At 66.1% G+C, this 24,538-nt stretch carries 26 protein-coding genes and 1 pseudogene; 17 read left to right on the top strand and 10 right to left on the bottom strand.

Annotation, left to right across the window (positions count from 1 at the left end; translation table 11 throughout):
• Positions 1 to 173 precede the first annotated feature (173 nt).
• From K940_RS27550 to K940_RS0108880, 6 genes are all read right to left on the bottom strand, one after another.
• The gene (locus tag K940_RS27550) at positions 174 to 1,724 is read right to left on the bottom strand and encodes an FAD-binding protein (protein WP_051407020.1); all 1,551 of its coding nucleotides are present in this window, start codon (positions 1,722 to 1,724) and stop codon (positions 174 to 176) included.
• A gap of 51 nt (positions 1,725 to 1,775) precedes the next feature.
• Entirely contained in the window at positions 1,776 to 2,072 is a 297-nt protein-coding gene (locus K940_RS0108900) for a hypothetical protein (protein ID WP_051407019.1), read from the bottom strand.
• Positions 2,069 to 2,923 (bottom strand): PHP domain-containing protein, encoded by an 855-nt coding sequence (locus K940_RS0108895; protein ID WP_028477240.1) that lies wholly within the window; start codon positions 2,921 to 2,923, stop codon positions 2,069 to 2,071. The genes K940_RS0108900 and K940_RS0108895 overlap by 4 nt, the downstream gene beginning before the upstream one ends.
• 99 nt (positions 2,924 to 3,022) lie before the next feature.
• On the bottom strand, positions 3,023 to 3,604 hold the full coding sequence (locus tag K940_RS0108890) for a suppressor of fused domain protein (RefSeq protein WP_028477239.1): 582 nt from the start codon (positions 3,602 to 3,604) through the stop codon (positions 3,023 to 3,025).
• Between the two features lie 3 nt (positions 3,605 to 3,607).
• Positions 3,608 to 4,099, bottom strand: a complete 492-nt coding sequence (locus K940_RS0108885) for a general stress protein (RefSeq protein WP_028477238.1) — start codon at positions 4,097 to 4,099, stop codon at positions 3,608 to 3,610.
• A gap of 12 nt (positions 4,100 to 4,111) precedes the next feature.
• Entirely contained in the window at positions 4,112 to 5,068 is a 957-nt protein-coding gene (locus tag K940_RS0108880) for a CoA ester lyase (RefSeq protein ID WP_028477237.1), read from the bottom strand.
• A 63-nt stretch (positions 5,069 to 5,131) separates the two neighbouring features.
• Between K940_RS0108880 and K940_RS0108875 the strand changes: the two genes are divergently transcribed.
• From K940_RS0108875 to K940_RS27535, 10 genes are all read left to right on the top strand, one after another.
• The gene (locus K940_RS0108875; RefSeq protein WP_028477236.1) at positions 5,132 to 6,412 is read left to right on the top strand and encodes a magnesium transporter MgtE N-terminal domain-containing protein; all 1,281 of its coding nucleotides are present in this window, start codon (positions 5,132 to 5,134) and stop codon (positions 6,410 to 6,412) included.
• Between the two features lie 46 nt (positions 6,413 to 6,458).
• Positions 6,459 to 7,094: a DUF1003 domain-containing protein gene (locus K940_RS27545; protein WP_051407018.1), complete on the top strand. Its 636-nt coding sequence runs from the start codon at positions 6,459 to 6,461 to the stop codon at positions 7,092 to 7,094.
• Between the two features lie 84 nt (positions 7,095 to 7,178).
• Positions 7,179 to 8,621, top strand: coding sequence for a lytic transglycosylase domain-containing protein (locus tag K940_RS0108865; RefSeq protein WP_028477235.1), 1,443 nt, complete (start codon positions 7,179 to 7,181; stop codon positions 8,619 to 8,621).
• Positions 8,622 to 8,732: 111 nt separating this feature from the next.
• Positions 8,733 to 9,596, top strand: a complete 864-nt coding sequence (locus K940_RS0108860) for a lytic transglycosylase domain-containing protein (RefSeq protein ID WP_028477234.1) — start codon at positions 8,733 to 8,735, stop codon at positions 9,594 to 9,596.
• Between the two features lie 19 nt (positions 9,597 to 9,615).
• On the top strand, positions 9,616 to 10,752 hold the full coding sequence (locus tag K940_RS0108855; RefSeq protein WP_028477233.1) for an Mrp/NBP35 family ATP-binding protein: 1,137 nt from the start codon (positions 9,616 to 9,618) through the stop codon (positions 10,750 to 10,752).
• An 85-nt stretch (positions 10,753 to 10,837) separates the two neighbouring features.
• On the top strand, positions 10,838 to 11,158 hold the full coding sequence (locus K940_RS0108850) for a DivIVA domain-containing protein (protein WP_028477232.1): 321 nt from the start codon (positions 10,838 to 10,840) through the stop codon (positions 11,156 to 11,158).
• Positions 11,159 to 11,304: 146 nt separating this feature from the next.
• Positions 11,305 to 11,985 carry a cupin domain-containing protein gene (locus K940_RS0108845; RefSeq protein WP_028477231.1) on the top strand — a complete coding sequence of 227 codons (681 nt, stop codon included), beginning with the start codon at positions 11,305 to 11,307 and terminating at the stop codon, positions 11,983 to 11,985.
• 79 nt (positions 11,986 to 12,064) lie between these two features.
• Positions 12,065 to 12,664, top strand: coding sequence for a DNA-3-methyladenine glycosylase I (locus K940_RS27540; protein WP_051407017.1), 600 nt, complete (start codon positions 12,065 to 12,067; stop codon positions 12,662 to 12,664).
• Positions 12,665 to 12,804: 140 nt separating this feature from the next.
• On the top strand, positions 12,805 to 12,972 hold the full coding sequence (locus K940_RS31510; protein ID WP_011211259.1) for a DUF3117 domain-containing protein: 168 nt from the start codon (positions 12,805 to 12,807) through the stop codon (positions 12,970 to 12,972).
• Positions 12,973 to 13,848, top strand: a complete 876-nt coding sequence (locus K940_RS27535; protein ID WP_036527996.1) for a putative RNA methyltransferase — start codon at positions 12,973 to 12,975, stop codon at positions 13,846 to 13,848. It begins immediately after the preceding gene.
• On the opposite strand, the gene glgA is transcribed toward K940_RS27535, so the two are convergent.
• The gene (glgA, locus tag K940_RS0108825; protein WP_036528056.1) at positions 13,841 to 15,025 is read right to left on the bottom strand and encodes a glycogen synthase; all 1,185 of its coding nucleotides are present in this window, start codon (positions 15,023 to 15,025) and stop codon (positions 13,841 to 13,843) included. The two genes, K940_RS27535 and glgA, sit on opposite strands and share 8 nt — an antisense overlap.
• A gap of 137 nt (positions 15,026 to 15,162) precedes the next feature.
• Between glgA and glgC the strand changes: the two are divergent.
• A pseudogene (gene glgC, locus K940_RS27530) lies at positions 15,163 to 16,374 on the top strand (glucose-1-phosphate adenylyltransferase); the annotation flags it as partial.
• 66 nt (positions 16,375 to 16,440) lie between these two features.
• Here the strand turns inward: glgC and K940_RS0108815 are convergent.
• Complete coding sequence (locus K940_RS0108815; protein WP_369797485.1) at positions 16,441 to 17,073, bottom strand: O-methyltransferase; 633 nt, start codon at positions 17,071 to 17,073, stop codon at positions 16,441 to 16,443.
• Positions 17,074 to 17,359: 286 nt separating this feature from the next.
• Between K940_RS0108815 and sigE the strand changes: the two genes are divergently transcribed.
• From sigE to K940_RS0108780, 6 genes are all read left to right on the top strand, one after another.
• Positions 17,360 to 18,019, top strand: a complete 660-nt coding sequence (gene sigE / locus K940_RS27525; protein ID WP_036527994.1) for an RNA polymerase sigma factor SigE — start codon at positions 17,360 to 17,362, stop codon at positions 18,017 to 18,019.
• 56 nt (positions 18,020 to 18,075) lie between these two features.
• Positions 18,076 to 18,474: a zf-HC2 domain-containing protein gene (locus K940_RS0108805; protein WP_028477228.1), complete on the top strand. Its 399-nt coding sequence runs from the start codon at positions 18,076 to 18,078 to the stop codon at positions 18,472 to 18,474.
• A gap of 10 nt (positions 18,475 to 18,484) precedes the next feature.
• On the top strand, positions 18,485 to 20,020 hold the full coding sequence (locus K940_RS0108800; RefSeq protein ID WP_028477227.1) for a S1C family serine protease: 1,536 nt from the start codon (positions 18,485 to 18,487) through the stop codon (positions 20,018 to 20,020).
• Between the two features lie 33 nt (positions 20,021 to 20,053).
• Positions 20,054 to 20,470 carry a Sec-independent protein translocase protein TatB gene (gene tatB, locus K940_RS0108795; RefSeq protein ID WP_028477226.1) on the top strand — a complete coding sequence of 139 codons (417 nt, stop codon included), beginning with the start codon at positions 20,054 to 20,056 and terminating at the stop codon, positions 20,468 to 20,470.
• A 52-nt stretch (positions 20,471 to 20,522) separates the two neighbouring features.
• Positions 20,523 to 21,380 carry a hypothetical protein gene (locus tag K940_RS0108790; RefSeq protein ID WP_028477225.1) on the top strand — a complete coding sequence of 286 codons (858 nt, stop codon included), beginning with the start codon at positions 20,523 to 20,525 and terminating at the stop codon, positions 21,378 to 21,380.
• Between the two features lie 274 nt (positions 21,381 to 21,654).
• Positions 21,655 to 22,092, top strand: a complete 438-nt coding sequence (locus K940_RS0108780; RefSeq protein ID WP_028477224.1) for a hypothetical protein — start codon at positions 21,655 to 21,657, stop codon at positions 22,090 to 22,092.
• Positions 22,093 to 22,680: 588 nt separating this feature from the next.
• On the opposite strand, the gene K940_RS0108770 is transcribed toward K940_RS0108780, so the two are convergent.
• Complete coding sequence (locus tag K940_RS0108770) at positions 22,681 to 23,622, bottom strand: glucosyl-3-phosphoglycerate synthase (protein ID WP_028477222.1); 942 nt, start codon at positions 23,620 to 23,622, stop codon at positions 22,681 to 22,683.
• Positions 23,619 to 24,503 (bottom strand): dihydropteroate synthase, encoded by an 885-nt coding sequence (gene folP, locus K940_RS0108765; RefSeq protein WP_028477221.1) that lies wholly within the window; start codon positions 24,501 to 24,503, stop codon positions 23,619 to 23,621. The genes K940_RS0108770 and folP overlap by 4 nt, the downstream gene beginning before the upstream one ends.
• Positions 24,504 to 24,538: the final 35 nt, after the last annotated feature.

Genomic DNA, 24,538 nt, shown 5'->3' with positions numbered 1-24,538 from the left:
GAGTTCGAAATATTGTGCCAGCCTCCGGAGACAATCGGCAAACCGGAATCCATCGAGGCCTGGTCGTGCGGCATCGTCCCGCAGTAGTGCGCGTAGGTTGCGCAGACACGAGCGTCGGCTCGCACGGTGGGCAGGCACCTCGGTGAGTCGGCGTGACCCGCCGCCGCGCAGCATCAGGCCACGCTGTTGCGAGCGTGTTCCACCGCAGCTGTCTCCGGTACGTCCGGGCGCACCCACACTCTGCGCACCCCTCCGGACATCAGGCGCACACGCCAGTCTTCGGTAGCGCCGGGATGATCGGTGCGGCGGTGCATTCCCCGAGTCTCGGTCCGCATCAATGCGCTGTATTTCGTCCACCGAGCCACCGCCAGCAGCGCGGCAGCCTGCCGAGCGCGCAAGCGGTCCAGCCCGGTGCCACCGAGGTCGAATTCCGCTCCGGGCCACATCGCGTCGAGTTCGGCGATGCTGTCGCGCAGACTTCCCGCGCTACGCCAGTAGCTGCGCCGCAATGGCAACGTATGTTCTTGGACGAGCCCGATCACCGCTCGCGGATCGATCCGCGCTACGGGGTTTAGTCCCGCGCCGAAGACCGCGTGGGTCGGGGCGTTCAGGTCGGCCATACGCGCGAAATTCGCCGCACCCGCGCCAGCCCACACTCCCGACGCCATTGCCCACGCGCCGCCCAAGCCACTGGATCCACTCACCGCGCCGGTGATCGGCTCGCGGCTGGCCACATCACCTGCCGCGAACAAGCCCGCCACGGTGGTCGCGCAGTCCGGGCCGGTCACCCGCAATCCTCCCGTGCCGCGCACGGTGCCTTCCAGAACCGCGCGCAGCGGGACTCGACCTGCTCGATCGACGAGACCTTGGCGAGTGAGCCGAGCACGAGCGGCGGGTGGCAAGTCGTCCAGCTCCGCGAATACCCGACGACCGCCGGCGATAGCCGCGAGCACCACCGACCGGTGTCCCGGCAACTGCGCACCCGACTCGTCGTAGACCGGGGCGAGCTGCGAGTGGGCAACCAGCTCGGCATCGTCCACCGGATGTGGGCTGCCGACCGGAGCGAGGCTATAGGCGTTGGAGAATTCCATCCCGGACAACTCGGCGCCGGCCTCCGCGGCGATCAGTAGGCCGTCACCGGTGTTTCCCTCGGTGCCCGCGCCGCCGGACAAGAACGCGCATCCACCGGTAGCGACTACGACCGCACCTGCGCGCACGGTCCAGCACCGGAACCCGTTGCGCTGTTGCAGCCCAGTCGCGCCGGACACGACGCCGTCGCGGTCGACGAGCAACTGCAGTGCTGGATGGTGGTCGAGAACGCGCACGCCGACCGCCCGCACGCTATGACGCATCCGGCGCAGATAGCCCCCGCCGTCGAGCAATACCCGCCTGGGTGTGGCAGGTGCCTTCTCGGCGGGCTTCCGATGGCCCCAGCGCACCAACTGCTCGACCCGATGGTGGGTCTCGTCGAATACGCGATGCATCCAGTCCGGGTCGCCGAGTTTGCCACCCTGCGCATAAGTGCGGCGCACCGCCTCGTCCCGCGCCACCCCGGGCGGAATATGCCACAACGAGGTCGCGGCAAATGCCGTCGGTCCACTCGACCCGCAGCGCGCTTTGTCGACCAGCACGACGGTGGCGCCGGTCGCGGCCGCAGAGACAGCTGCCCAGGTACCAGCGGGTCCACCGCCGATAACCAGTACATCTGTCTCGAGTTCACCCACAAAGAGAAATGTTCGGCCACAGTTCACCCACCCGCAACCGGAATCGAAATATCAGCCCCACCATTGTGTCGCCAGCAAGAGTCCGGCCGCGCAGAAGACGACCAGGGACCCGGCGCAGGCCGCCGGACCTCGATGGCGGTCTGCATAGATTTGCGCCATGACCGCCACCGCGGCGGACGCGACATGCCAGGCCACCGACTCGCCCCCCGGGCCGGGAAAGCCGCGCCGGTCGGCCACCACCGCAGCGCCGACGACGACGAGCGTGCCCGCGAACGTCCCCGCCGCGACGACACCGCTGAGTTCACGCACCGACCGGACGAGGGCGCCACCGGCGCCCTGGTGGCTCACGATCCGACCACCGGCACTCCGGTCGCCTTGCTCACCAACTTCTCGAACTGCACCGGGTCTGTCGTGTTCTCGCCCAGTCGAACGGACTTGTTCGCGCCGTGGTAATCCGACGATCCGGTGGCGAGCAGACCGAGTTCGGCCGCCATACCGGTCAACAGCGCGCGATCGGCCGCGGAGTGATCGGGATGCGCGATCTCCAGACCACCGAGTCCGATTTCGGCCAACTCCCGGATCTGCTCGAGCGCGAGCAACCTACCCCGGGTACGAGCTCTGACGTGCGCCAACACGCTGACTCCGCCTGCTGTGGCCACCATCTCGACCGCGTGACGCAGCGGAGTGTCGGCCTTGTCGATGTGATAAGGGCCGTAGGGAGCAAGCAATTCGGTGAACGCGGCGTCGACACTGGGCACCACCCCCGCGGCGACCAAGGCCCGCGCCAGATGCGGGCGTCCTGCCGATGGCCCCGCCGAGGCGAGTACGGCTTCCGGATCGATCGGCAGTCCGTCGGCGGCCATGCGCTCGGCCATGGCGCGCAGGCGCTGGACACGTTCGACGCGGAGTCGCTCGCGCTCGTCGGCAAAACAGCGATCGGTCGAATCGAACAGATACGCCAGTAGGTGCACGGGCACCGGCCACCCGTCGTCGCACAGACCGACGCACGACATCTCCATGCCCCGAACGAGCACCAGCCCCTTCGGAAGCGCGTCGACGGCCCCTGCCCATCCGGCTGTGGTGTCGTGATCCGTGATCGCGACGACGTCCAGCCCCGCGGCAGCGGCGTTCCGTATCAGATCGGCTGGCTCGTCGGTACCGTCGGAAGCAGTCGAATGAGTATGCAGATCGATGCGCACGCCCTCAGTCTTACCGTGTATCGCCGTCGAGCCGCACCCCGCGGCCTCGAAGTTCCCGCCGCACCGCGGCTACACACAGTCCCGACCACACCCGCGGCCTCACAGCGTCGCCGCCGCCCGTACCGGGTCGTGTACGTCGATCCCTGCCTCGTGCCATGCGTCCCGCAAGGCCTGCGCGCCACGAATCCGAATCCACGCAGCCTCGGTTGCGGTCACCGGTGTGACGGTGAAGTACCGCACGGGCTCGGCAGGTTCGGGCAAGCTCACCTCGGGAATGGCGCTGCCGCCGAGCAGAACCGCGGTGAACGGCGCATTGCGCCACATCGGCTCACCCAAGTCCACCAATGCGTCTGCTTGGAGCACAACACCTTCCACGGCCGGCGTAGCGGCAAGCACACCCAACGATCTGGTCAGCCCCGAACTCGCACCCACTCCGGACCGCAACGTCAGCGCCAACTCCGCACGCGGGCCGCGCACCGGGTCCGCATGCGGCGCGGCCGGATCGCTCATCGGATAGCGGGAGCCGCCCAAGGTCAGGTAGTGCACCAACTCCCCCTCGACGACGCGCAGTATCTCGATCGGCTCCACCCCCAGAAAAGTCACCGACGCGGCATCGACGCTCGATGCCGAGACCCTGAAATGGGCCAGGACGTGCGATCGAACCGTTTCCAGCACATCCATGAGTCAGATCGCCAGTCGAGCGAGCATATCGCGCGCCTGCTCGGCCGACTTCGGATCACACAACACGTCGTAGCGGCCCGCCACCAGCTGCATCGTCGATGCGAAATCGCGCTGCCCTCTGGTCGCCGCGTAGGGGATCGACGTCGAGATGACGCCGAAAACGATGCCGCCGAGCAGCCCCACGAGCAGTGGCCCCAGAGCGCCGTTGGTGGTGAACAGGCTCAGCAGCAAACCGAGGAACAGGCCCAGCCAGGCACCCGACACCACGCCGCCCCCGATTACCTTTCCCCAGGTCAGCCGGTACAGCACTCGCTCGACCTGCATCAGGTCGACACCGACGATGGTTACGTCCTGGACTGGGAACTGGTGGTCGGCCAAGTAGTCGACCGCTTTTTGCGCCTCGGCATAGGTCGGGTAGGAGCCGACCGGCCAGCCGGACGGGGGCGTCGGCAGATTCTGCCGGGCGCGACTCGCGTTCCCCAAGGGATTCGTCATGTCTCTATTCTGCTATCGCTTCCGGTGCTGTGGTGGAGTGAAACGCGTGGTGCGCGTCATTCCGGCGGCCCGCCCCTTCTCCGCGATCACCCGAGCCATCGTGGCGCTCGCCTCGTCGATCATCTCGTCGCCGAGTACGACCGCACCGTGGGCGCCGCCGGCCCTAGAGCTGTGGAAAGCGTAGGCCTCCAGGATCAGTTCGGCTCGATCGTAATCGGTCTGGCGCGGACTGAACGCCTCGTTTGCCGCCTCGATCTGCGCAGGATGTAGCACCCACTTGCCATCGAACCCCAGCGCAGCAGTTCGCGCTGCCGCGCGCCGGAAACCGTCGACGTCTCGAATCTGGACGTAGGGTCCGTCGATGGCCTGGAGTCCGTGTGCCCGAGCGGCGAGCAGGATGGTCATCAGGACGTGGTGGTAGGCATCCCCGGTGTCGTAGCCCTCCGGCTGTTGCCCGACCACAAGCGTTCGCATCCCGATGCTGGCCATGAAGTCGGCCGGACCGAACACCAAGGTCTGCACCCGTGAGCTCGCCGTGGCGATCGCGTCGATGTCACGTAGTCCTCGTGCATTTTCGATCTGCGGTTCGATACCGATGCGGCCGACGTCCAAGCCGTGCACCTTCTCCAGCTGAGTCAGCAGCAGGTCGAGCGCGCGCACCTGGCCGGGGTCGGTCACCTTGGGCAGCACGATCGCATCCAGTCGTGCACCCGCGCCGGCGACCACCGACGTGACATCGAGGTAGGTCCATTCGGTGGTCCAGTCGTTCACTCGGACGGTACGCAGCTGCAGCCCCCAGCCGGAGTCGTTCAGCGCTGCCACGACATTCGCACGCGCCTGTTCCTTGGCCACCGGCGCAACCGCGTCTTCGAGATCGAGAAAGACTGCGTCGGCCGGCAATGTCTTCGCCTTCTGCATCATCTTCTCGTTGCTACCAGGACACGCGAGCACCGAACGGCGCGGTTTCATGATCACTCCCGTCGATCGTGGCGCAGGGCCGAACACCCGCCCGCGAACCTCTAGCCTGGCAGCATGGCAGCTACCAGGGTGTATGTCGCCAGGCTGGCCGGCCTGGTGGTGCTGGGACCGGACGGCGAGTCTATCGGGCGGATCCGAGACGTCGTCGTGGCCATCCGCTACAACCGCCAGCAGCCGCGCGTACACGGCTTGGTGGTCGAATTGTTCACCCGGCGCCGAATTTTCGTACCCATCCTGCGGGTCACCGCCATCGACCCGGGTGTGGTGACGCTGAACACCGGAACTGTGAGCCTGCGGCGCTTCACACAGCGGCCCGGTGAAATGCTCGCCTTGGCGCAGATCGTCGATTCGGTAGTGCGGGTGCAGGACCCCGACCTTCCGGATGTAGCCGGTGTGGACCTGCATGTGTTCGATCTCGGTATCGAACAGACCCGCAGTCGGGACTGGCTGGTCACCAGGGTAGCTGTACGTGGGCATCGGCGGCTGGGACGCCGACGCACCGTGCACGTGGTGGACTGGACCAGTGTCTCCGGCCTGACGCCATACGAAATCGGCAGACCGGGACAGGAGGTCACCCAACTGCTGGAGCAGTTCGAAGGCATGCGCCCGGCCGACGTCGCCTATCTGTTGCGGGAGTTGCCGGAGAAGCGACGGGTCGAGGTGGCCGTCGCACTCGATGACGAGCGCCTTGCCGATGTCGTCCAAGAGTTACCGGACGACGCACAGATCGAGCTGCTCAGCCACCTGGAAGTGCGCCGTGCCGCCGATCTGCTCGAGGCCATGGACCCCGACGATGCCGCCGACCTGTTGGGTGAACTGCCCGAGGGCGAGGCGGAGTCACTCCTGGCTCTGATGGACCCGCAGGAATCCGAACCCGTGCGCAGACTGCTCGAACATTCGCCCTACAGCGCGGGCGGCCTGATGACGCCGCGACCGGTTGTTCTGACACCGTCGACGACAGTGGCCGAGGCGCTGGCACGGGTACGCAACCCCGACCTGACCCCCGCGCTGGCCTCGATGGTTTTCGTCGTTCGTCCACCGACCGCGACACCGACCGGCCGCTATCTGGGCTCGGTACACATCCAGCAGCTACTGCGCGAGCCGCCGGCCCACTTGGTGGGCGGCATCCTCGACACCGACCTGTCCCCCCTGCGTCCCGAGCTGTCACTGGTCGCCGTGACCCGCTACTTCGCGACCTACAACCTGGTCTGCGGACCGGTGGTGGACGAGGAAAGCCACCTGCTCGGGGCGGTCAGCGTCGACGATGTGCTCGACCACCTACTCCCCGAGGGCTGGCGTGATCAGGAAGAGAACGACGAGAGGGGTACGGCATGAGCGGGTACGGCACGAGCAGGTCCGCTCGTTCCGGAAAGGCCACAGCATGAGCGAGAAGGCTTCCGATATGCGGCTCGGCTATGGAACCGCGCGCCAGCGCCTGGAAACCCCGGTCGAATCGCGGTTTCGATGGGATTGGGATGCCGAAGCGCTGGCGCGCAGCAGCGAACAAGTGGCTCGGTTTCTCGGCACCGGGCGATATCTGGCGATCCAAACGCTCGTGGTGCTCGCCTGGATCACTGCGAATATCTTCGTGGTCGCATTGCGGTGGGATCCATATCCGTTCATTCTGTTGAATTTGGCGTTTTCCACTCAGGCCGCGTATGCCGCGCCGTTGATCCTGCTCGCCCAGAACCGACAGGACAACCGTGACCGGGTCGCCTTGGAGGAAGACCGGATGCGGGCGGCGCAGACGAAGGCGGACACCGAGTTCCTCGCGCGGGAACTGGCGGCGCTGCGCATCGCGGTCGGCGAGGTGGCCACACGCGACTACCTGCGTCGTGAATTGGACGAGGTAAAAGGGATACTCGACCGGATCGAGTCCGTGGAATTCCCGAACCGGGAGCATCACGCGGAAGGCCTCGGAAAGTCTGGCCGCAAAAGGGGCTCCGGCCGAAAACCTGTCCTGCCGACCATCGATGATCGGTCGGAAATGCCGAACAACAACCTAACCGGTGAGTAACCTGGACCACGTTGTCCCGAGCGGCCCGGGCCTGCGTAGCTCGGACCGACCGCTCCCGTGACGTCGACGATTGGGTGTGGCCGAATGCGCGTATCTGTTCCGGTGACGGTATCGGCATTGGTTGTTGCTGGTGTCGTAGCGAGCGGGTCGGCGCCCCGGACCTCACACGGAGAGCCGGAAATGGTGGCGGTGGCGTCGGACGCAACCGATGCCGGGCTGTCCCGGACGGTGGGGGTACTGCCCGCGCCGACACAACGGCCGCGGACATTGCGCGCGGTGCAGCCGAGTACGGTGGCTCCGTTCTCGGGCGTTGTTCCCTTGCGAGAGATTTCGCTCCCGGCGCACCGGGGCGGGTTGGGCATTCCAGAGGTCGTGTTGGCCGCGTATCGCAACGCGGAGCTGGCCATGGCATCCTCGACACCGGGCTGCGGACTGTCGTGGAATCTGCTGGCTGGAATCGGGTGGGTGGAGTCCGCGCACGCGCGAGGCGGACGCACCGACGCGGCGGGCACGACGGTGCGACCGATCTACGGACCGGCATTGGATGGCACTCTGCCGGGCAACGAAGTCATTCGCGCCGCCGACGGCGGGTATGTGCGGGCGGTGGGGCCGATGCAGTTCCTACCGGGGACATGGGCGTTGTACGGCACCGACGGCAATGCGGACGGCGTTGCCGATCCACACAATGTGTTCGATGCGGCGTTGGCCGCCGGGAAGTATCTGTGTTCGGGCGGGTTGAATCTGCGCGATCCGGCTCAGGAGTTGCGGGCGGTGTTGCGCTACAACAACTCGATGGCCTATGCGGCGAATGTGTTGAGTTGGTCGGCCGCATATCGCACCGGCGGGGCACCCGCGCCGGTGCAGATTTCCCCGGATCTGGTTCCGCCGGGAGCATTGCCGGTGTCGCCGCCCGTGGCTCCGGAGCACACCGTGGTCGATCCGTCCGATCCAGGTTCGCCACCGCGCATCGGCCCCGAGCAACCTACGCCGGCACCCCCTCCCGAGTCGGAGCAGGTGATGATCGACATCCCCGGTCTGCCGCCGATTCCGTGTGGCATCTTCTGTCCCGCGCCCGCTCCATTGCCCGCGGATCCACCGGAACCATGTGCGGTCCAACCGGTTCCGGCGCCGATGCCGCGAACCGGCCGCCCGGCGGCCGACGACGAGCCATTGTCGTCGGCGAAGCGTTTCGGCCCACCGCCCGGGACGGACCTGTCGCAGGCCGGGGACGCTTCGGCTTCTGATTGCCTACCACCGGAAAGCGGACCCGGTGCCACGCCACCCACCGATCCCGCACAACCGCAACCACCCGCTGCGCAGCCTGCCGAACCACCCGCTGCGCAGCCTGCCGAACCACCCGCCGCGCAGCCTGCCGAACCACCCGCCGCGCAGCCCGAACCCGCGCCCCCGGCCGCACCCACCGAACCGGCCCCGCCCGCGGACGGACCTCGACCGGAACCCACTCCCCAGCCCGCAATCACGTTGCCCTTCGGGATCGTCATCCCGCTTCCCGCACCGCCCCAATAGGGTTCGAAACCACCTCAGATCACGAAGCAGTAACAAAAAGATCTCGGATGGGGTAACCTTCTCTTCGGATATCACGAAGGGCTCACAGCGAGCCGAGGAGGGTCACCCATCGTGGGGCGTCACCGAAAAAAGCAGCCTGCCACCGCCAGACGAAGTTCCGTCATCGCCCTGACCGGATTGTTTCCCGCTGGCCTCGTCACTGTCGCAGCCGCGTCCGATGTGGACGATGCCGCACCGACCACCGTGGCGATTCACGTTCCGGAAGACGATCCCGCCGCGCGCGACGCCGGTCCGGCCGCAGAATTGGCCGCCGCTACCGACCTGGCCACTCACGCGGTCGACGAACCCACTGCACCGAAACCCGAGCCCGAGGTGAAAACCATTGCCCTGCCGGACGGTCGGCAGGCTGCCGCACTACCCGACGGGCCACTGGGCATACCGGGTGTGGCCGACGCGGCATACCGAAACGCTGAACGCATTCTGGCGGAAGAGGATCCGGCGTGCGGTATGCCGTGGTCGCTCCTGGCCGGCATCGGCCGAGTCGAGTCCACGCACGCATTCGGCGGCCGAGCCGACTCCGACGGAAATCCGCTCAGCCCCATCCACGGCCCGGTGTTGGACGGTACGTTGGCGGGCAATCAGGTTGTCTACGACTCCGACAACGGTGCACTGGACGGCCTGTCCAGCTACGACCGCGCGGTCGGACCGATGCAGTTCCTGCCCGAAACGTGGCAGCACTACGCGGCCGACGGCAACGACGATGGCGTCGCCGATCCACAGAACCTCTTCGATGCAACGCTGGCGGCCGGAAAGTACTTGTGCGACGGCGGCAGCAACATGCGTGACCTGTCCCAACAGTCCAAGGCGATCCTGCGCTACAACCACTCCATGGCATATGTTGCGAACGTCATGGCCTGGGAAGCGTCCTACAGCGCAGGAATTTCTCCGCGGCCCGCGGATCTGCCGAAAATTTGACACGCGTAAAATTCCGGCCATGCCGGCAGTTACGGAATCGGATGTGCGGGGTGCCCTCGCAAAAGTCGACGACCCGGAGATCCGCAAGCCGATCGTCGAACTGGGCATGGTGAAAAGCGTCACGATCGATGCCCACAGCGATGTCCACGTGGAGATCTATCTGACGACGGCCGCGTGCCCCCTGCGCACCGAGATCACACAGCGAGTTTCGAGGGCGGTCGCCGACGTGCCCGGCGTAGGGGCCGTGACCGTCGACCTCGACGTGATGAGCGACGAACAACGTACCGCCCTACGCAAACAGTTGCGTGGTGACTCGGCCGACCCGGTCATCCCGTTCGCCCAACCAGGCTCGCTGACCCGTGTCTATGCCGTTGCATCGGGCAAGGGCGGCGTAGGCAAGTCGAGCGTCACGGTCAATCTCGCCGCCGCACTGGCCGCACGTGGCCTGTCGATCGGGGTATTGGACGCCGATATCTACGGCCATTCCATCCCGCGGATGCTCGGCACCGACGCCAGACCCACGCAGGTCGAGCGGATGATCATGCCGCCGGTCGCGCACGAGGTGAAGATGATCTCGATTGCGCAGTTCACCAAAGGGAACACCCCCGTGGTGTGGCGTGGCCCGATGCTGCACCGGGCACTGCAGCAGTTCCTTGCCGACGTGTTCTGGGGAGACCTGGACATCCTGCTGCTCGATCTGCCGCCGGGCACCGGCGACGTCGCCATCTCCCTCGCCCAACTGATCCCGGGCGCCGAAATTCTGGTGGTCACCACACCGCAGCCCGCCGCGGCCGAAGTGGCCGAGCGAGCCGGGGCGATTGCATTGCAGACCCGCCAACGCATCGCCGGCGTGGTGGAGAACATGTCCTGGCTGGATCTACCCGACGGCACCCGAATGGACCTGTACGGTTCCGGTGGTGGGCAGGCCGTGGCCGACCGACTGACCCGCGCCGTCGGCGCCGATGTGCCGCTACTCGGTCAAATCCCGATCGAGCAGGCACTGCGCGAATCGGGTGACGACGGTACTCCGCTGGTATTGCGTGATCCGCAGAACCCGGCGGCCGAGGCGCTGCTGGCAGTCGCCGACAAACTCGCCGTTCGGCGCCGTGGTCTCGCAGGCATGTCCTTGAACATCGACACCACGCGACACCCATGACCGTGACGGATTCCGTGGTGGGCAGCGCGGGCCAGTGCCGCATCGCTCGCTACGCAACCGTCGCGCCGTTCAATAAGCTCGTCGCATGCTCACCATGCTGCTGTACGTGCTGATCGTCGGCGCGGTCGCCACGATTCTGTTTCTTCTCGCCAGCGCGGTGTTCGGGCGTTCGGAGGAGATGGGGACCGTGCCCAAGGGAACCACGGCCACGGTTCTCCCGGTCGAAGGGGTCACCGGAGCCGATGTGCGCGCACTGCGTTTCCAGCAAGTTGCGCGAGGCTACAAAGCCAGTGAGGTGGACTGGGCGCTGACCCGGCTGGCTGCTCGAATCGATGAACTCCAATACCAGCTGGCCATGGCCCAGGCAACCCAGTGGCAGACGCCGCCGGCTCCCGAATCGACATGACCGGTATAGCGACGACCGATTCACGGCGGCCGCGACAGGAATCCTGAGATACCCCGCCGCCGGGGAATACACTTTCGCGATCGAGACCTTCGTCGAGCTGCACAGTCGAGCGTTGTCACCAGCTATACACGCGAGAATGGAGCACCATGTCGAACGACTCATCGCGCGACCGACCGGAGATGAGCCGGCGCGCCGCCCTGGGAACCGGCGCCGCCCTCGGAGCTGGCTTGGCCGCCACGGCCGCCGCATGCGCGGACGCGACCCCGGGCGGGCTGCCGAATGCCGGCGAACTGGACGATAATCTCAGCGAATCGGCACATCTGTTCCATCTCGATGCGACCGAGCCACTACGGTTCGATGGCGGCGATCTGCGGGGCGCCCACGAGAACAATTTTCCGGTCCTGGCAGGACAATGTGGATCGGCCTATGTCGTCCGACTGGAGCCCGGCGGCATCCGCGAACCGCACTGGCACCCCACCGCGTGGGAGTTGAACTACCACATCTCTGGACGTGCGAAGTGGACCATTCTCGGCACTCATCCCGACGGGCGTTACCGTAGCGAGGAATTCGAAGCCCGTGCCGGCGATCTCGTCTTCGCCCCACAAGGCTATTTTCACTACTTCGAGAATGCTCACCGAGACCACCCACTGGAAGTGCTGATCGTCTTCAATACCAGCGCCCAGGAACCCAATGACGACATCGGGCTGCGCGGCGCACTGAATTCCATTCCACGCGCAGTAACTGCGGCGGTGCTGGGCATCCCCGAGTCGGCCCTGAACGGAATACCGACAGATCTGCAACCAGTGGTGATCACCAAACGACGGTGAGCTCGCCGGCCAAGGTCTCGCTCGGGTGCACGGGATGAACGCGCGGGGAGGAACCGCGCGGGGATGATTGAATGGACCAGTGAGCGAAGTTCGAGCAGGTCAAGGGGCGTGTTGGGGAACGACCGGGCAGTTCGCCGACCCTCTCTACCAGGACTATCACGACCAGGAATGGGGCAAGCCCCTCCACGGCGACGACGCCATGTTCGAGCGGCTGTGTCTCGAAGCGTTCCAGTCCGGCCTCTCGTGGCTGACCATCCTGCGCAAGCGGCCCGCTTTCCGCGCAGCATTCGCTGGATTCTCGATCGCCGACGTCGCGGAGTTCGGCGAGGCCGATGTCGACCGGCTGATGTCCGATACCGGCATCGTGCGCAACGCGCGCAAGATCGACGCGGCCATCGGCAATGCGCGCGTCGCGCGCGAGCTCGACGTCGGCTTGGACGAACTGCTCTGGTCCTTCGCACCGCCGCCGCGCCCGCGCCCACGCACCAGTGCCGAAATCCCGGCGAATACCACCGAATCGATTTCTCTGGCAAAGGAATTGAAACGGCGCGGATTCCGTTTCGTCGGCCCGACCACGGTGTACGCACTGATGCAAGCAACGGGGATGGTCGATGATCATCTGGCCGATTGCTGGGTGAACCATGACCGATCCGACACGATCCGACCGGTCACTTTTTGAACTCAGGTATCCGTCCACGTCCGTGATAGGGAAGAATGGGACAGGTGTAGCTCGCCAGATGCCGGCGAGCTGCTGGTTGGTGACAACTGGAGTTCCGAGCAAGTGCGCAGCAGACCGCGCAGATCTGGAGGGAGCAGAGGATGGCGGCCATGAAGCCCCGCACCGGGGACGGTCCCCTCGAGGCAACCAAGGAAGGGCGGGGAATCGTTATGCGGGTCCCACTCGAGGGTGGCGGGCGTCTGGTCGTCGAACTCACCCCAGACGAAGCGGCGGCACTCGGTGACGAACTGAAGAGCGTCACGAGTTGAGTGGCCCGCGCTGACTATTCGGCTCTTGCCAGCGCTACCCGGTTCCTGGCATGCCCCGAATGCGCGCGCACGCAGCGGGATGCCGCAGCGCTCGAGCTCGAACCGCGCGCTCGAGCGCTGCGTTGCGCAGCCGGCCACAGTTTCGACATCGCCAAGCAGGGCTACGTCAGCCTACTGACCGGCGCATCCACCAAAATGACCGGCGACAGCGCGACCATGCTCGACGCCCGTGCGGCCTTTCACCGCGGGGGACATTTCGCGCCGATCGCCGAGGCGGTCGCCGGCGCCGTTTCGGACTGCCCACCCGAGGGTGCGCTACTGGAAGTCGGCGCCGGCACGGGCTACTACCTCGCGCATGCGCTCGAAGCCACGGCTGTCGGGGTCGGCATCGCAGTGGACGTGGCCAAACCCGCGGTACGGCGATGTGCCCGCGCTCATCCCCGCGCGGCCGCCGTGCTGGCCGACGCATGGCGTGAGTTACCGATTCGCACCGGCGCACTCACTGGCGTGATCGCCGTCTTTGCGCCCCGTAATCCTGGCGAGGTCGCCAGAGTACTCGCCGACGACGGTCGATTCGTGGTCGCGACGCCGACCGAACGCCATCTCGGCGAGGTGATCGGCCCCTTGGGTATGGTGCGCGTCGACCCGGACAAGGACCGCAGGCTCGAAGCAGCGATGGCCGGGCATTTCGAACCGCTCGGACGGCGCCTTGTCGAATACTCGATGACCCTCGCCGGGTCCGAGGTCGCGAACGTCGTGGGCATGGGACCGTCCGCCCATCATGCGTCCGCTTCTGCCGAGCGCGGCATGCATCTACCGCCGAGCGTCGAGGTCACCGCCTCGGTCTCGATCGGCATCTACCGACCGGCTACCTGAGCGCGGGGCTGCTCGTGGCTCGCGCGCGGCCGAGTCTGTGGTAGACCTGCAGCGTTCGTGCCGCGATACTCTGCCAGTCGAACTCGGAAACCGCCCGCGCGCGCCCAGCCGCACCGAACGCGGCGGCCAGCGCAGGATCGCCGGCAATCTCGTTCACGGCAGCGGCCAAAGCACGCTCATAGATCTCGGTAGCACCCGCGTCGTAGTGCACCAACCGGCCGCTGCGACCGTCCTCGACCACCTCGGGTATGCCGCCGACATCGGAGGCGACCACCGCGGTCGCACACGCCATCGCCTCCAGGTTCACTATGCCCAATGGTTCGTAGACCGATGGGCACACGAAAACCGTGGCAGTGGCGAGGATTTGCCGAATCTGCTCGGCCGAGAGCAGCTCGCGAACCCAGAACACATTGCCACGCAGCCGGTGCAGTTCCCGCACGGCCACCGCCACCTCCCGAGCCAGGTGCGGGGTATCGGGCGCCCCCGCGCACAGCACGAGCTGGATGTCTGGATGGAAGTCGCGGGCAGCGGCCAAGAGATGGCCCACTCCCTTCTGCCGCGTGATCCGGCCGACGAACGCCACGGTCGGCCGATCCGTCCGCAGGCCGAGTGTCGCAACCACCGATGGCGCGTCGTCGGCAGCCGGGCCGGGGTGCCACAGGCTACCGTCGATGCCGTTGTGCACCACGTGTACCCGGTCCGGGTCGACCGTCGGGTAGGCGTCGAGCACATCGCGGCGCATGGCCTCGCTCACGGCGATGATCGCGTCTGCGTACTCGACCGCATTGCGCTCCGACCACGACGACAGTCGGTAGCCGCTGCCGAGCTGTTCGGCCTTCCACGGTCTGCGCGGCTCCAGCGAATGCGTGGTCAGCACATGAGGAACCCCATACAGCGTCGCGGCCAGGTGCCCGGCCAATCCGGTGTACCAGGTGTGTGAGTGCACCACGTCGACTTCGCCCACGGCATCGGCCATCCGCAGTTGGCTGGACATCATCTGTAATGCAGCGTTGGCCACCGACAGCGACGGATCCGGACGGTGGGCGAACGCATCCACGCGGGCGCCACCCATGCAGTGCACGGTGACATCACAGACCCGACGCAGGTGGTTCGTCAGGTGGGTGACGTGAACACCGGCCCCGCCATAGACCTCCGGTGGATACTCACGGGTCAGCATCGCGACTCGAAGCCGGTCCCGCACGCCGGAATCCGCCGTCGAGCGCCTGCCGTCCGTGCCGAAACCCACCGATACAAACTAGACGTTCGAGTCGGCGCGGGCCACTCACCGACGCCGCACCCGGTAGTTTGGCAGATGTGAGGAGCCAGCCGCACGTACTCGGGATCGTGCTCGCCGGTGGCGAGGGCAAGCGACTGTTTCCACTCACGGCCGATCGGGCCAAACCCGCGGTACCTTTCGGCGGCGCCTACCGCCTCATCGACTTCGTGCTCAGCAATCTGGTCAATGCCGGTTTCTTGCGGTTGTGCGTACTCACCCAATACAAGTCACATTCGCTGGACCGCCACATCTCGCAAACGTGGCGGCTGTCCGGTTTCGGGGGCGAATTCATCACCCCGGTCCCCGCGCAACAACGACTCGGACCGCGGTGGTACACCGGTAGCGCGGATGCGGTGATGCAGTCGCTGAACCTGATCTACGACGAGGACCCGGACTACATCGTGGTGTTCGGCGCCGACCACGTGTACCGCATGGACCCCGAGCAGATGGTGCGCCACCACATCGATTCCGGAGCCGGGGTGACCGTGGCCGGCATTCGGGTGCCGCGCGGCGCGGCGAGTGCGTTCGGCTGTATCGACACCGACGACAGCGGGCGGATCACCCAGTTCCTGGAAAAGCCCGCCCATCCGCCGGGTACGCCCGACGACCCGAACGTCACGTTCGCATCCATGGGTAACTACGTCTTCACCACAAAAGTGTTGGTGGATTCGATCAAGGCGGACGCGGACAACGGTGACTCCGACCACGACATGGGCGGCGACATCATCCCGTCGCTGGTGGCGGCCGGGCAGGCCGGCGTCTACGACTTCGCCGACAACGACGTACCCGGCGCGACCGATCGCGACCGCGGCTACTGGCGCGATGTCGGGACCATCGACGCGTTCTACGACGCGCACATGGACCTGGTCTCGGTGCATCCGGTGTTCAATCTCTACAACCGGCACTGGCCGATCCGTGCGGCGGCGGAAAACCTCCCGCCAGCAAAGTTCGCCCGGGGCGGCCTGGTTCAGGAGTGCATCGTCGGCGCCGGCAGCATTCTGTCCGCGGCCACGATACGCAACTCGGTGCTCAGCTCCAATGTCGTGGTCGACGATGGCGCGACTGTGGAGGGTTGCGTACTGATGCCGGGCGTTCGGATCGGGCGCAGCGCGGTGGTGCGACACGCGATCCTGGACAAGAACGTGGTCGTCGGGGAGGGCGAGAGCATCGGAGTGGAAGCGGCGCGTGATCGCAGCCGGTTCGCGGTCAGCAACGGTGGCGTGGTCACCGTGGGCAAGGGCACGTGGGTCCAGGGCCCGCTCGGTGCCCGAGCGGGCGCCGGAGGGCCATCGGGCGTCAACCCACCGTAGGACTGTTCAGCCGCGCGAAGCGCAGAGCAATCCGTCGCCCACTGGGATCAGCACGCTGGTGAGTCCGGGGTCCTCCGCAACGGCCCGCGTCGCGGCGCGCACGGCCTGTGTGGTCGCATCGCGGTGTGCCGGGTCCGGCACGCGCCCGCCGAGCAGTGCGTTGTACAGCAGAATGGCGCCGCCTTTGCGCAGCAGACGAACCCCTTGGGCAACATACTCCGGATGTTCCAGCGGTGCCGCGTCGATGAAGACCAAGTCGTAGGCGCCATCGGCCAAACGTGGCAGCACGTCGAGGGCGCGTCCATTGATCAGGCGGGTGCGCGCGAGCGGGATATCCGCGGCGCGAAACGCCTCCTTCGCCGCGCGCTGATGCTCGGGCTCGGAGTCGATGGTGGTCAGCGTGCCATCCTCACGCATACCGTCGAGCAACCATAGTCCGCTGATACCCGCCCCGGTGCCGACCTCGACCACCGCCCGCGCACCGAGCAGCTGGGCATACATGCTCAACAGCGCCCCCACCGAGGGCGGCACGGGCACGGCGCCGAGCTCGGTGGCTCGTTCGCGCGCGCTGACGAGGACCTCGTCTTCCACGACGGATTCCTCCACGTAGGCGAGACTTCGCTCCAGATTCGATGCCACGGGTATGAGGCTAACGCCGAGCGAGCAGTCTCGGGGTTGCGAACAACACGTGCCGCCGCCATTTCCCGAACCCGCTTTCTCAGGTGTCCCTCAGGGTCTCCATACCTCGGCCATATCGGGACCAGACAGAGTATGAGCAACGCAAGACCACCGACCGTGGCTCGACCCGGGAACCAGGAACAACAGCACCCCGTGCTTCTGTTGTATCCGAGCATGATGGTCCGTACACGCGGACCGGAGCAGTCCCGAACGTGTGCGGTCCCTAGTAGGAGGTAACCCCATCCGCATGGTCGACGCGGCGCGCGAGTACGCCACCCTCACCGAGCAAACTCGGCCAGTCGAAGCCGACACCGCCGAAGGAATGGCACAGCTGTCGGGAACAGCTGCCTTCGATGCCACCGGCGATCGGTCGGCAATGCCGTCGTGGGACGAGTTGGTCCGGGAACACGCCGATCGGGTCTACCGCTTGGCCTACCGACTGTCCGGTGACGCACAGGACGCGGAGGATCTCACCCAGGAGACGTTCATTCGGGTGTTTCGTTCGCTGTCGAGTTATCAACCGGGCACCTTCGAAGGCTGGCTGCACCGGATCACCACCAACCTGTTCCTGGATATGGTCCGCCGACGCAGCCGGATCAGAATGGAAGCGCTTCCCGAAGACTACGACCGAGTTCCAGCCGAGGGACCCGATCCGGAGCAGGCCTATCACGACGCGCGCCTGGATCCCGATCTGCAATCGGCGTTGGACGCACTGGCGCCGGAGTTTCGAGCCGCCGTAGTCTTGTGCGACATCGAAGGGCTGTCCTACGAGGAGATCGGCGCGACGCTCGGCGTGAAGCTGGGTACCGTGCGTAGTCGAATCCACCGTGGACGGGCCGCATTGCGTGACTACCTTGCGCATAATGGAGGTAGGCAGCGGTTCGCCGCTGATGCGCATCTCGGGTGATTTGCCGAAGTCGGCGTCACCCCAGGACGGACGTCGGTTGAAAGGGTGAGCACCGCATGAGTGGCGACTACAGTACGTCCGGTCGTCCTCCGCATCGCTTCCGTCCTACCGAGCATCTGGCCAGCGAAGCCATCGCCGCGTATGTGGACGGCGAGTTGCGTATGAACGCCTACCTTCGGGCTGCACAACATCTCGAGCAATGCCCGGAATGCGCGGCGGAAGTCGATGCCCAACACCAGGCCCGCATTGCGTTGCGTCGGGCAGACCAGGTCAGGATGCCCTCCGAACTTCGAGACAGTCTCACCAGAATTCCGCTTGCGGAATTGCCCGGCGGCGCATCCAACACCGGCGCCACATCACCCGGCTCCGGCCAGAACCCGCGTGACGCGGCATTTTCCGGGGCGCTGAGCGATTCGTTCACCGCGGCCCGATGGACAACGTGGTGGCGCAAGTAGAGTTTTCCGAGTGACCACCGAATCGACGAATTCCGGATCGTCCGACACCCCGGATTCGACGGCCGATCGCGGAAATCTCCGTCCGCCGGATGCCCCCGTCCTCGGCCCGCGCCCGGTCTACCGACCCCACGTCGACACGCACACCGCGCATGCCTTCCGCCGACCGGCCGGCCTGTCGGGTTCGTTCGCGCAGCCGCTGCCGATTCGTACTGGTGGTTCGGCGCAACAGTCGGTTCCACAACCGCAGAATCGTCCGCCCGACACGGTGCTGGCCGAGGCATTCGGCCGCCCCGTGGGTTCGACCGAACTGCTGCAGCGCGACCCCGAGCCGATCGTCCCGCCACCGGTTGCCGAACAATCCGACCCGTGGCGTGATCCCGACTCCGCGGCGCGCTTGGGCGCTCCCGCGGTAGCGTCCCCACCGCCTCGACAGCTGCCACGCGCCGAGAAGCTCACCGCGCGAGAAGTGCTCTTCGGCTCTCGGGTCGCGCCGACCGCACTGGCCGCGCTGGCATCGGTGGCACTGGTCATCGGTCTACTCGGAGGCGTGGTCGGGCGGTTGACGGCCGAAACCGCCTCGACACTCACCTCGCGCAAGGTCACCTTGCAACAGAACAGTGCGGACTCCGGGTCACATGGCGTTATCGCACAGGTCGCCAATGCCGTCTTGCCCTCGGTCGTCTCGATCCGCGTGACCGTGGGTGAGAACGGTGCTACCGGTTCCGGCGTGGTGATCGACGGTGCGGGCTACATCGTGACGAACAACCATGTCGTCTCGATGGCCGCGCAGGACACGAGCGACCGTGCCGAAATCCTGATCCAATTCTCCGACGGCACCCGAGTTCGCGCCGATATCGTCGGCCGGGATCCGAAGACCGACCTGGCAGTACTGAAGGTCGAAGCGGAAAATCTCACGGTGGCCCAGCTCGGCAAATCCGGTGAGGTCCAAGTGGGTGATGACGTCGTGGCCATCGGTTCGCCGCTGGGTTTGAGCAAAACCGTCACCTCGGGCATCGTCAGCGCCTTGCATCGTCCGGTGCGGCTGCAGGGAGAAGGTACCGACACGAACGCGGTGATCGACGCGGTGCAGACCGACGCATCGATCAACCCGGGTAATTCCGGCGGCGCATTGGTGGACCTGAACGGCCAGGTCATCGGCGTCAACACCGCCATCCGCAGCCAGACCGGCGGCTCGGTCGGAATCGGCTTCGCAGTCCCGGTCGACGTGGTGACCACCGTCGCCCAGACATTGATTCGGGATGGCGAGATTCATCATGCGAAACTGGGACTCATCCCGCGCAGTGGCCAGGTGGCCAACGAAACGACCAGTGGCGCGCAGGTCGCCGACGTGGAAGCGGATGGACCCGCAGCCAAGGCGGGAATCGTCGAGGGCGATGTGATCGTCAAGGTCGGCGACCGTGAGGTGACCGGCCCGGAGGAATTGGTTGTCGCAGTACAGTCGCACGAGATCGGCGAGACGGTGACTGTGGTGTTGATCCGAGATGGCCGGCAGGTGGACGTATCGGTGACGCTGGAATCCGACTGACCCGCTGGTCGCGCCGCCCGGTAGCCTGATGATGTGTTCAGCAGTATCGGCTGGGGTGAGACGCTCGTCCTCCTCGTCGCCGCCCTCGTGATCCTCGGCCCGGAACGCCTACCCGGCGCCGTGCGGTGGACCATGCGCAGCCTGCGTCAAGTGCGTGACTACGCGAGCGGCGCGACCTCTCAGCTTCGCACGGAACTCGGGCCCGAATTCGAGGATCTACGCAAACCGCTGGCCGACCTGAACGAACTTCGTACCATGACGCCGCGCAAAATGGTGACCAAACACCTTCTGAACGACGACGATTCACTGCTGCGGGATCTGGACGACACATTGTCCCAGACCAAGGACGTGTACGGGACGAAAAGTACGAGGTCGAGCTATCCGACGCCCGCAATGGACAAGCCGTTGGAACGCAACGAACGTCCCCCGATCGACACCGATGCCACGTGATCCGTCAAGAAGTCTAGACACCATGTGGTATTCGGCTGTCTAGACTTCGCACATGCCGGCCGACGACGTGGCGCGCGTATTCGCGATCGAAGACAGGGTCGAGCGACTGAAGGCGGCCACCGAAAGGGTCGCGGCAGCCCAACAGACCATCAACGAACTGACCAGGATTCGTCGTGCCGTAATCCGCGAACTGCACGCCGACGGCTGGACTTTCGCCAGAATCGGTGCAGCAGCTGGTCTTTCCCGTGCTCGCATACACCAGGTGAGTATGCAAGGGCCGGCGCCGGAAGGTCTGTTCTTCGGACATGGCCCGCTGACCGTACTCGTACCCGAACTACGTGCCGGGCGGGTGATCGGCGCGCCGGATCCGGCTGCGCCGCAACGGTTGGGGCAGCTGCTGCGACAACTCGGATTCTCGGTCACGGTCGAGCATTTTCTCCCGGGACGCCGAATCGACCTCCTCCGTGATGGATTGATCGTCCTCGGGGGTCCGGAACTGTCGCCCAGTCTGCGTCAGCTGATGACCGCCGATCCACGGCTGCGTCGCGCGGTGGCCAGAGCCGGCGATGCCCGCCGGGCGATCGAGGACCGCGCGGCGCGGCGAGTGTATCGACCCGGCGGCCCGGATCCACACGACATCGCCTATCTGGCCAGGCTGCCCCGCCCCGATGGACTCGGCAGCGTACTGATCATCGACGGTATGCAACCGGCGGGCTCGCTCGGCGCCATCCGGCTGCTCGCGACCCGGCTGGCCAATTTGCACGAACGCGCGAGCAATCACCGATTCTCGGTCCTGGTCTCGTGCCGTTTCGATCGCGCCACCGGCGAACCGCTGGAAGCCGAACTGCTCACGCCGGTCTACCGGCACGACCCGGAAAAACGGACACCCACGCTGGGTGTGCGGCGCTGAGCTATCGCCTGGCGACTAGCGCCGGCCATCTGCAAGGTGCTGATCGCGGTCGCGGACGCACCCTGGCGAACGCCACAGGCCGGCGCGCCGCGCCGGACATCTGGCCACCTGCGCATCGTGCGCGACCGACCATCTAAAATTGCTAGCAGATAGCCGCGCTGCGATGTAGCCCGATCACACAATCGAAGATCGAGGTCGGCGTCCGTGTCCTGCACGCGGCTGCACGTCGAGCGCCCACCTCGGCCCACACCAATGACAACGACTCGAGGAAATCGTGCATCTGCTTCTGCTCATCAGCAGCGTCGTCTTGGCAGCCGCACTGATCGGCGCGGTCGTCGCCATGCTCTTGCGGCCTCCGCCAGCGCGTATCCACCTGACTGTCGCCGATCTACAGGCCCGACTTGCGCGGGAGCAGGAAACCGGATCGCCCGAGACCGACGGGACGGCCGACTCCGACGAAGCGGCGAATTCCGACCACGATGTCGCCACCGACGATTCCACGCGACCACACGAACCCGCGATCGGCACAGGACCGCTTGCCGACAGTGGTCGCAACCCAGTCGTTCCCATGGAACGGCGCCAGTTGCCCGAACCGTCGACTCGGGCCCGGGACGAGACCACGGACATCACCGACACACCCGTCCATGGCGACTCGGCCGACACGCCGTCGACCGAGCCTCGACCAACCGAACAGCGCCGCAACCGCCAGTAGCCAGCTCATAGCGGAAATGCCTCTCCGGGGTGATTGGACTCCGGCGCGCGGGGCATACCCATGACAAAGCAATCAATTCCGGCTAACAGCATGGTGCAACCTCTTGCACAGCCTGCTATGCCACTTCACACTAAATTTGCTGAATGTTTGCCATCTCAGTTGACGGTGCGCTGCGCTTCGGCTCCGCCACACCCGCCCGGCTCGCCCACCGAGAGGAGAACACGCGCCGTGACCGCCACCCAGATCGCCGTCCTCTGCTCACTCGCAGGCGCCACGAGCCTGGTCGCGGCCTTCGCGTTGTGGTACAGACCAACCGTCCGGCGACGACGAACCCACGACACCGAGCACGGACTGGCGCGCGAGATCGCCGCCCCCCTCCCGACCTGCCCGATCGGTAAACCGCAGCAGCTGCCCATGGACCCATTGACCGTGGCAGAAGCCCACGAGCTGATGCAGCGGCACCGGATATGCGAACCTGCCGAATGTGTCTACAAGAACGCTGCGTTTCGCACTTTGATCGAGGCCGGGTACATGCGAGATACCCGCGCGGGAATCCGACCCGACCACGCATCGGAACAACTCGACCGTTCAGGCCGCCGCCCGCGCGGGCCGCAGGGTGTTCATCGGCGGACGGTCGATCAATGACACCTCGGTACTGCGTGCGGTGAATTCGTCACCGACCATGGGGAATTGGGTCAGTGCCGCACCGGAATCCCGGACGCCACTGCGACCGAGCGCGGTGCCGACGATCTGGCGACTCATCACCCCCAAATCGGCCAGCGGACGATTGCGATGTGTACGAGTGCCCAAGTTGACCTGGCCGATCGCGGACATACCGAACTGGTCGTAGGTGTCCAACAGCAGGCCGATCTCCACGCCGTAGCCCGGTGCGAACGGCACCGACGTGAGCAACTCCCGGGTTCCCGCGTACTCGCCACCCAGTGGCTGGAGCACGTGCGACAGCTGCGGTCGCAGCGCCGCCAGCAGCGGACGTGCGACCAACTCGGTGACTCGGCCGCCGCCATGAGCCTCCACCGCACCGCCGAACCGAAGTGGCCGACGATAATAGGCTTTGGATAGATGCAGGCCGTTCATCGTGAGCAATGGGCCGAGCAGCTTCGGCACGAAATGCGGATCCGGATCGATCAGATCGGAGTCGACGAAGGCGATCAGATCCCCGCCGGTGACGGCCAACGAGCGCCACAACACCTCCCCCTTACCGGGGACGGGTTCCAATTCCGGCACGGCCTGCTCTCTGGTGATCACCTCGGCGCCTGCTGTGCGAGCCCGGTCGGCAGTGGCATCGGTAGAACCGGAATCGAGCACGACGAGCTCATCGACCAATCTGCCGACCAGCGGTCGGATACTGGCCACTACTTCGGCCACGGTTCGTTCTTCGTTCAATGCGGGCAGCACCACCGACACCGTTCGGCCTGCTTTGGCGTCGATGAGCTCGTCCACCGTCCAGTTCGGGGTGTCCCACGTATTCGTTTCCGCCCAGCTGGGCTCACAGTGTTGCACGACTGTCATACCAGACCTCGCAAGGTTCGTACGGGGGGCCGGATGCCCTGGATCGCGGCGATCATGTCCACGACCCGCCGGGTAGCGGCAACCTCGTGGACACGAAAGACCCTGGCGCCGGCCGCCGCCGACCATGCTGTGGCCGCCAATGTGCCCTCCAGCCGCTCGGAAAGGCCGACACCTAGAGTCTCTCCGATGAAATCCTTGTTGCTCAGCGCCATCAAGACTGGCCACCCGGTATTTACAAGACTGTCGACTCCGCGCAACAGTTCGAGGCCGTGGTAGGTGTTCTTTCCGAAATCGTGGGTCGGATCGATCAGAATCGAGTCACGCCGTACCCCTACCGCGAGCGCATCCTCCGCTGCACGCACCACCGTCGCGGTGACCTCCTGCACAACGTCGGCATACCGCACCCGGTGCGGCCTGGTCCGCGGCGACGCTCCGCCGGTGTGACTGCACACCACGCCCGCGCCGTGGGTGACGGCCACGGAGATCAGATCCGGGTCGGCGCCCGCCCAGGTGTCGTTGATCAGATCCGCGCCCTCGCCGACCGCCGCCGAAGCCACCTCGGCGCGCCAGGTGTCCACGCTGATCAGTAATCCCGGATATTTTGCGCGGATCGCCGCGATGAACGGGACCACGCGGCGGGTCTCCTCGGCCGCGTCGACCGAGGTTCCGGGTCCGGCCTTGACACCACCGATATCGATCAGATCCGCGCCCTCGTCCACGGCGCGTGCCACGGCGTCCATCGCAGCGGCGTCGGCGAATGTAGCGCCTGCGTCGTAGAACGAGTCCGGCGTGCGATTCACGATCGCCATGACCAACGCCCGATCAGCCGCGACCGGCCGACCGCACAACGTGGGAAGCCGCGCAGCGGTCGAGCTGAACATGTCAACGACTGTAGACGAACACCCTTTCCGGTCGG

The sequence above is a fragment of the Nocardia sp. CNY236 genome, assembly GCF_000482385.1.
Taxonomy (GTDB): domain Bacteria; phylum Actinomycetota; class Actinomycetes; order Mycobacteriales; family Mycobacteriaceae; genus Nocardia.
This window is presented reverse-complemented; position numbering and strand designations above follow the sequence as displayed.

What these genes read in the sequence shown, in the direction of transcription:
- K940_RS0108855 (WP_028477233.1), top strand. Translation starts at nt 9,616, where the DNA reads ATGCCGGCAGTTACGGAATCGGATGTGCGGGGTGCCCTCGCAAAAGTC.
- sigE (WP_036527994.1), top strand. Translation starts at nt 17,360, where the DNA reads ATGGTCGACGCGGCGCGCGAGTACGCCACCCTCACCGAGCAAACTCGG.
- K940_RS0108865 (WP_028477235.1), top strand. Translation starts at nt 7,179, where the DNA reads ATGCGCGTATCTGTTCCGGTGACGGTATCGGCATTGGTTGTTGCTGGT.
- K940_RS0108890 (WP_028477239.1), bottom strand. Translation starts at nt 3,604, where the DNA reads ATGGATGTGCTGGAAACGGTTCGATCGCACGTCCTGGCCCATTTCAGG.
- glgA (WP_036528056.1), bottom strand. Translation starts at nt 15,025, where the DNA reads ATGCTGACCCGTGAGTATCCACCGGAGGTCTATGGCGGGGCCGGTGTT.
- K940_RS0108845 (WP_028477231.1), top strand. Translation starts at nt 11,305, where the DNA reads ATGTCGAACGACTCATCGCGCGACCGACCGGAGATGAGCCGGCGCGCC.
- K940_RS27545 (WP_051407018.1), top strand. Translation starts at nt 6,459, where the DNA reads ATGAGCGAGAAGGCTTCCGATATGCGGCTCGGCTATGGAACCGCGCGC.
- K940_RS0108880 (WP_028477237.1), bottom strand. Translation starts at nt 5,068, where the DNA reads ATGAAACCGCGCCGTTCGGTGCTCGCGTGTCCTGGTAGCAACGAGAAG.
- K940_RS0108875 (WP_028477236.1), top strand. Translation starts at nt 5,132, where the DNA reads ATGGCAGCTACCAGGGTGTATGTCGCCAGGCTGGCCGGCCTGGTGGTG.
- folP (WP_028477221.1), bottom strand. Translation starts at nt 24,503, where the DNA reads ATGTTCAGCTCGACCGCTGCGCGGCTTCCCACGTTGTGCGGTCGGCCG.
- K940_RS0108850 (WP_028477232.1), top strand. Translation starts at nt 10,838, where the DNA reads ATGCTCACCATGCTGCTGTACGTGCTGATCGTCGGCGCGGTCGCCACG.
- K940_RS31510 (WP_011211259.1), top strand. Translation starts at nt 12,805, where the DNA reads ATGGCGGCCATGAAGCCCCGCACCGGGGACGGTCCCCTCGAGGCAACC.
- K940_RS0108790 (WP_028477225.1), top strand. Translation starts at nt 20,523, where the DNA reads ATGCCGGCCGACGACGTGGCGCGCGTATTCGCGATCGAAGACAGGGTC.
- K940_RS0108885 (WP_028477238.1), bottom strand. Translation starts at nt 4,099, where the DNA reads ATGACGAATCCCTTGGGGAACGCGAGTCGCGCCCGGCAGAATCTGCCG.
- K940_RS0108805 (WP_028477228.1), top strand. Translation starts at nt 18,076, where the DNA reads ATGAGTGGCGACTACAGTACGTCCGGTCGTCCTCCGCATCGCTTCCGT.
- K940_RS0108770 (WP_028477222.1), bottom strand. Translation starts at nt 23,622, where the DNA reads ATGACAGTCGTGCAACACTGTGAGCCCAGCTGGGCGGAAACGAATACG.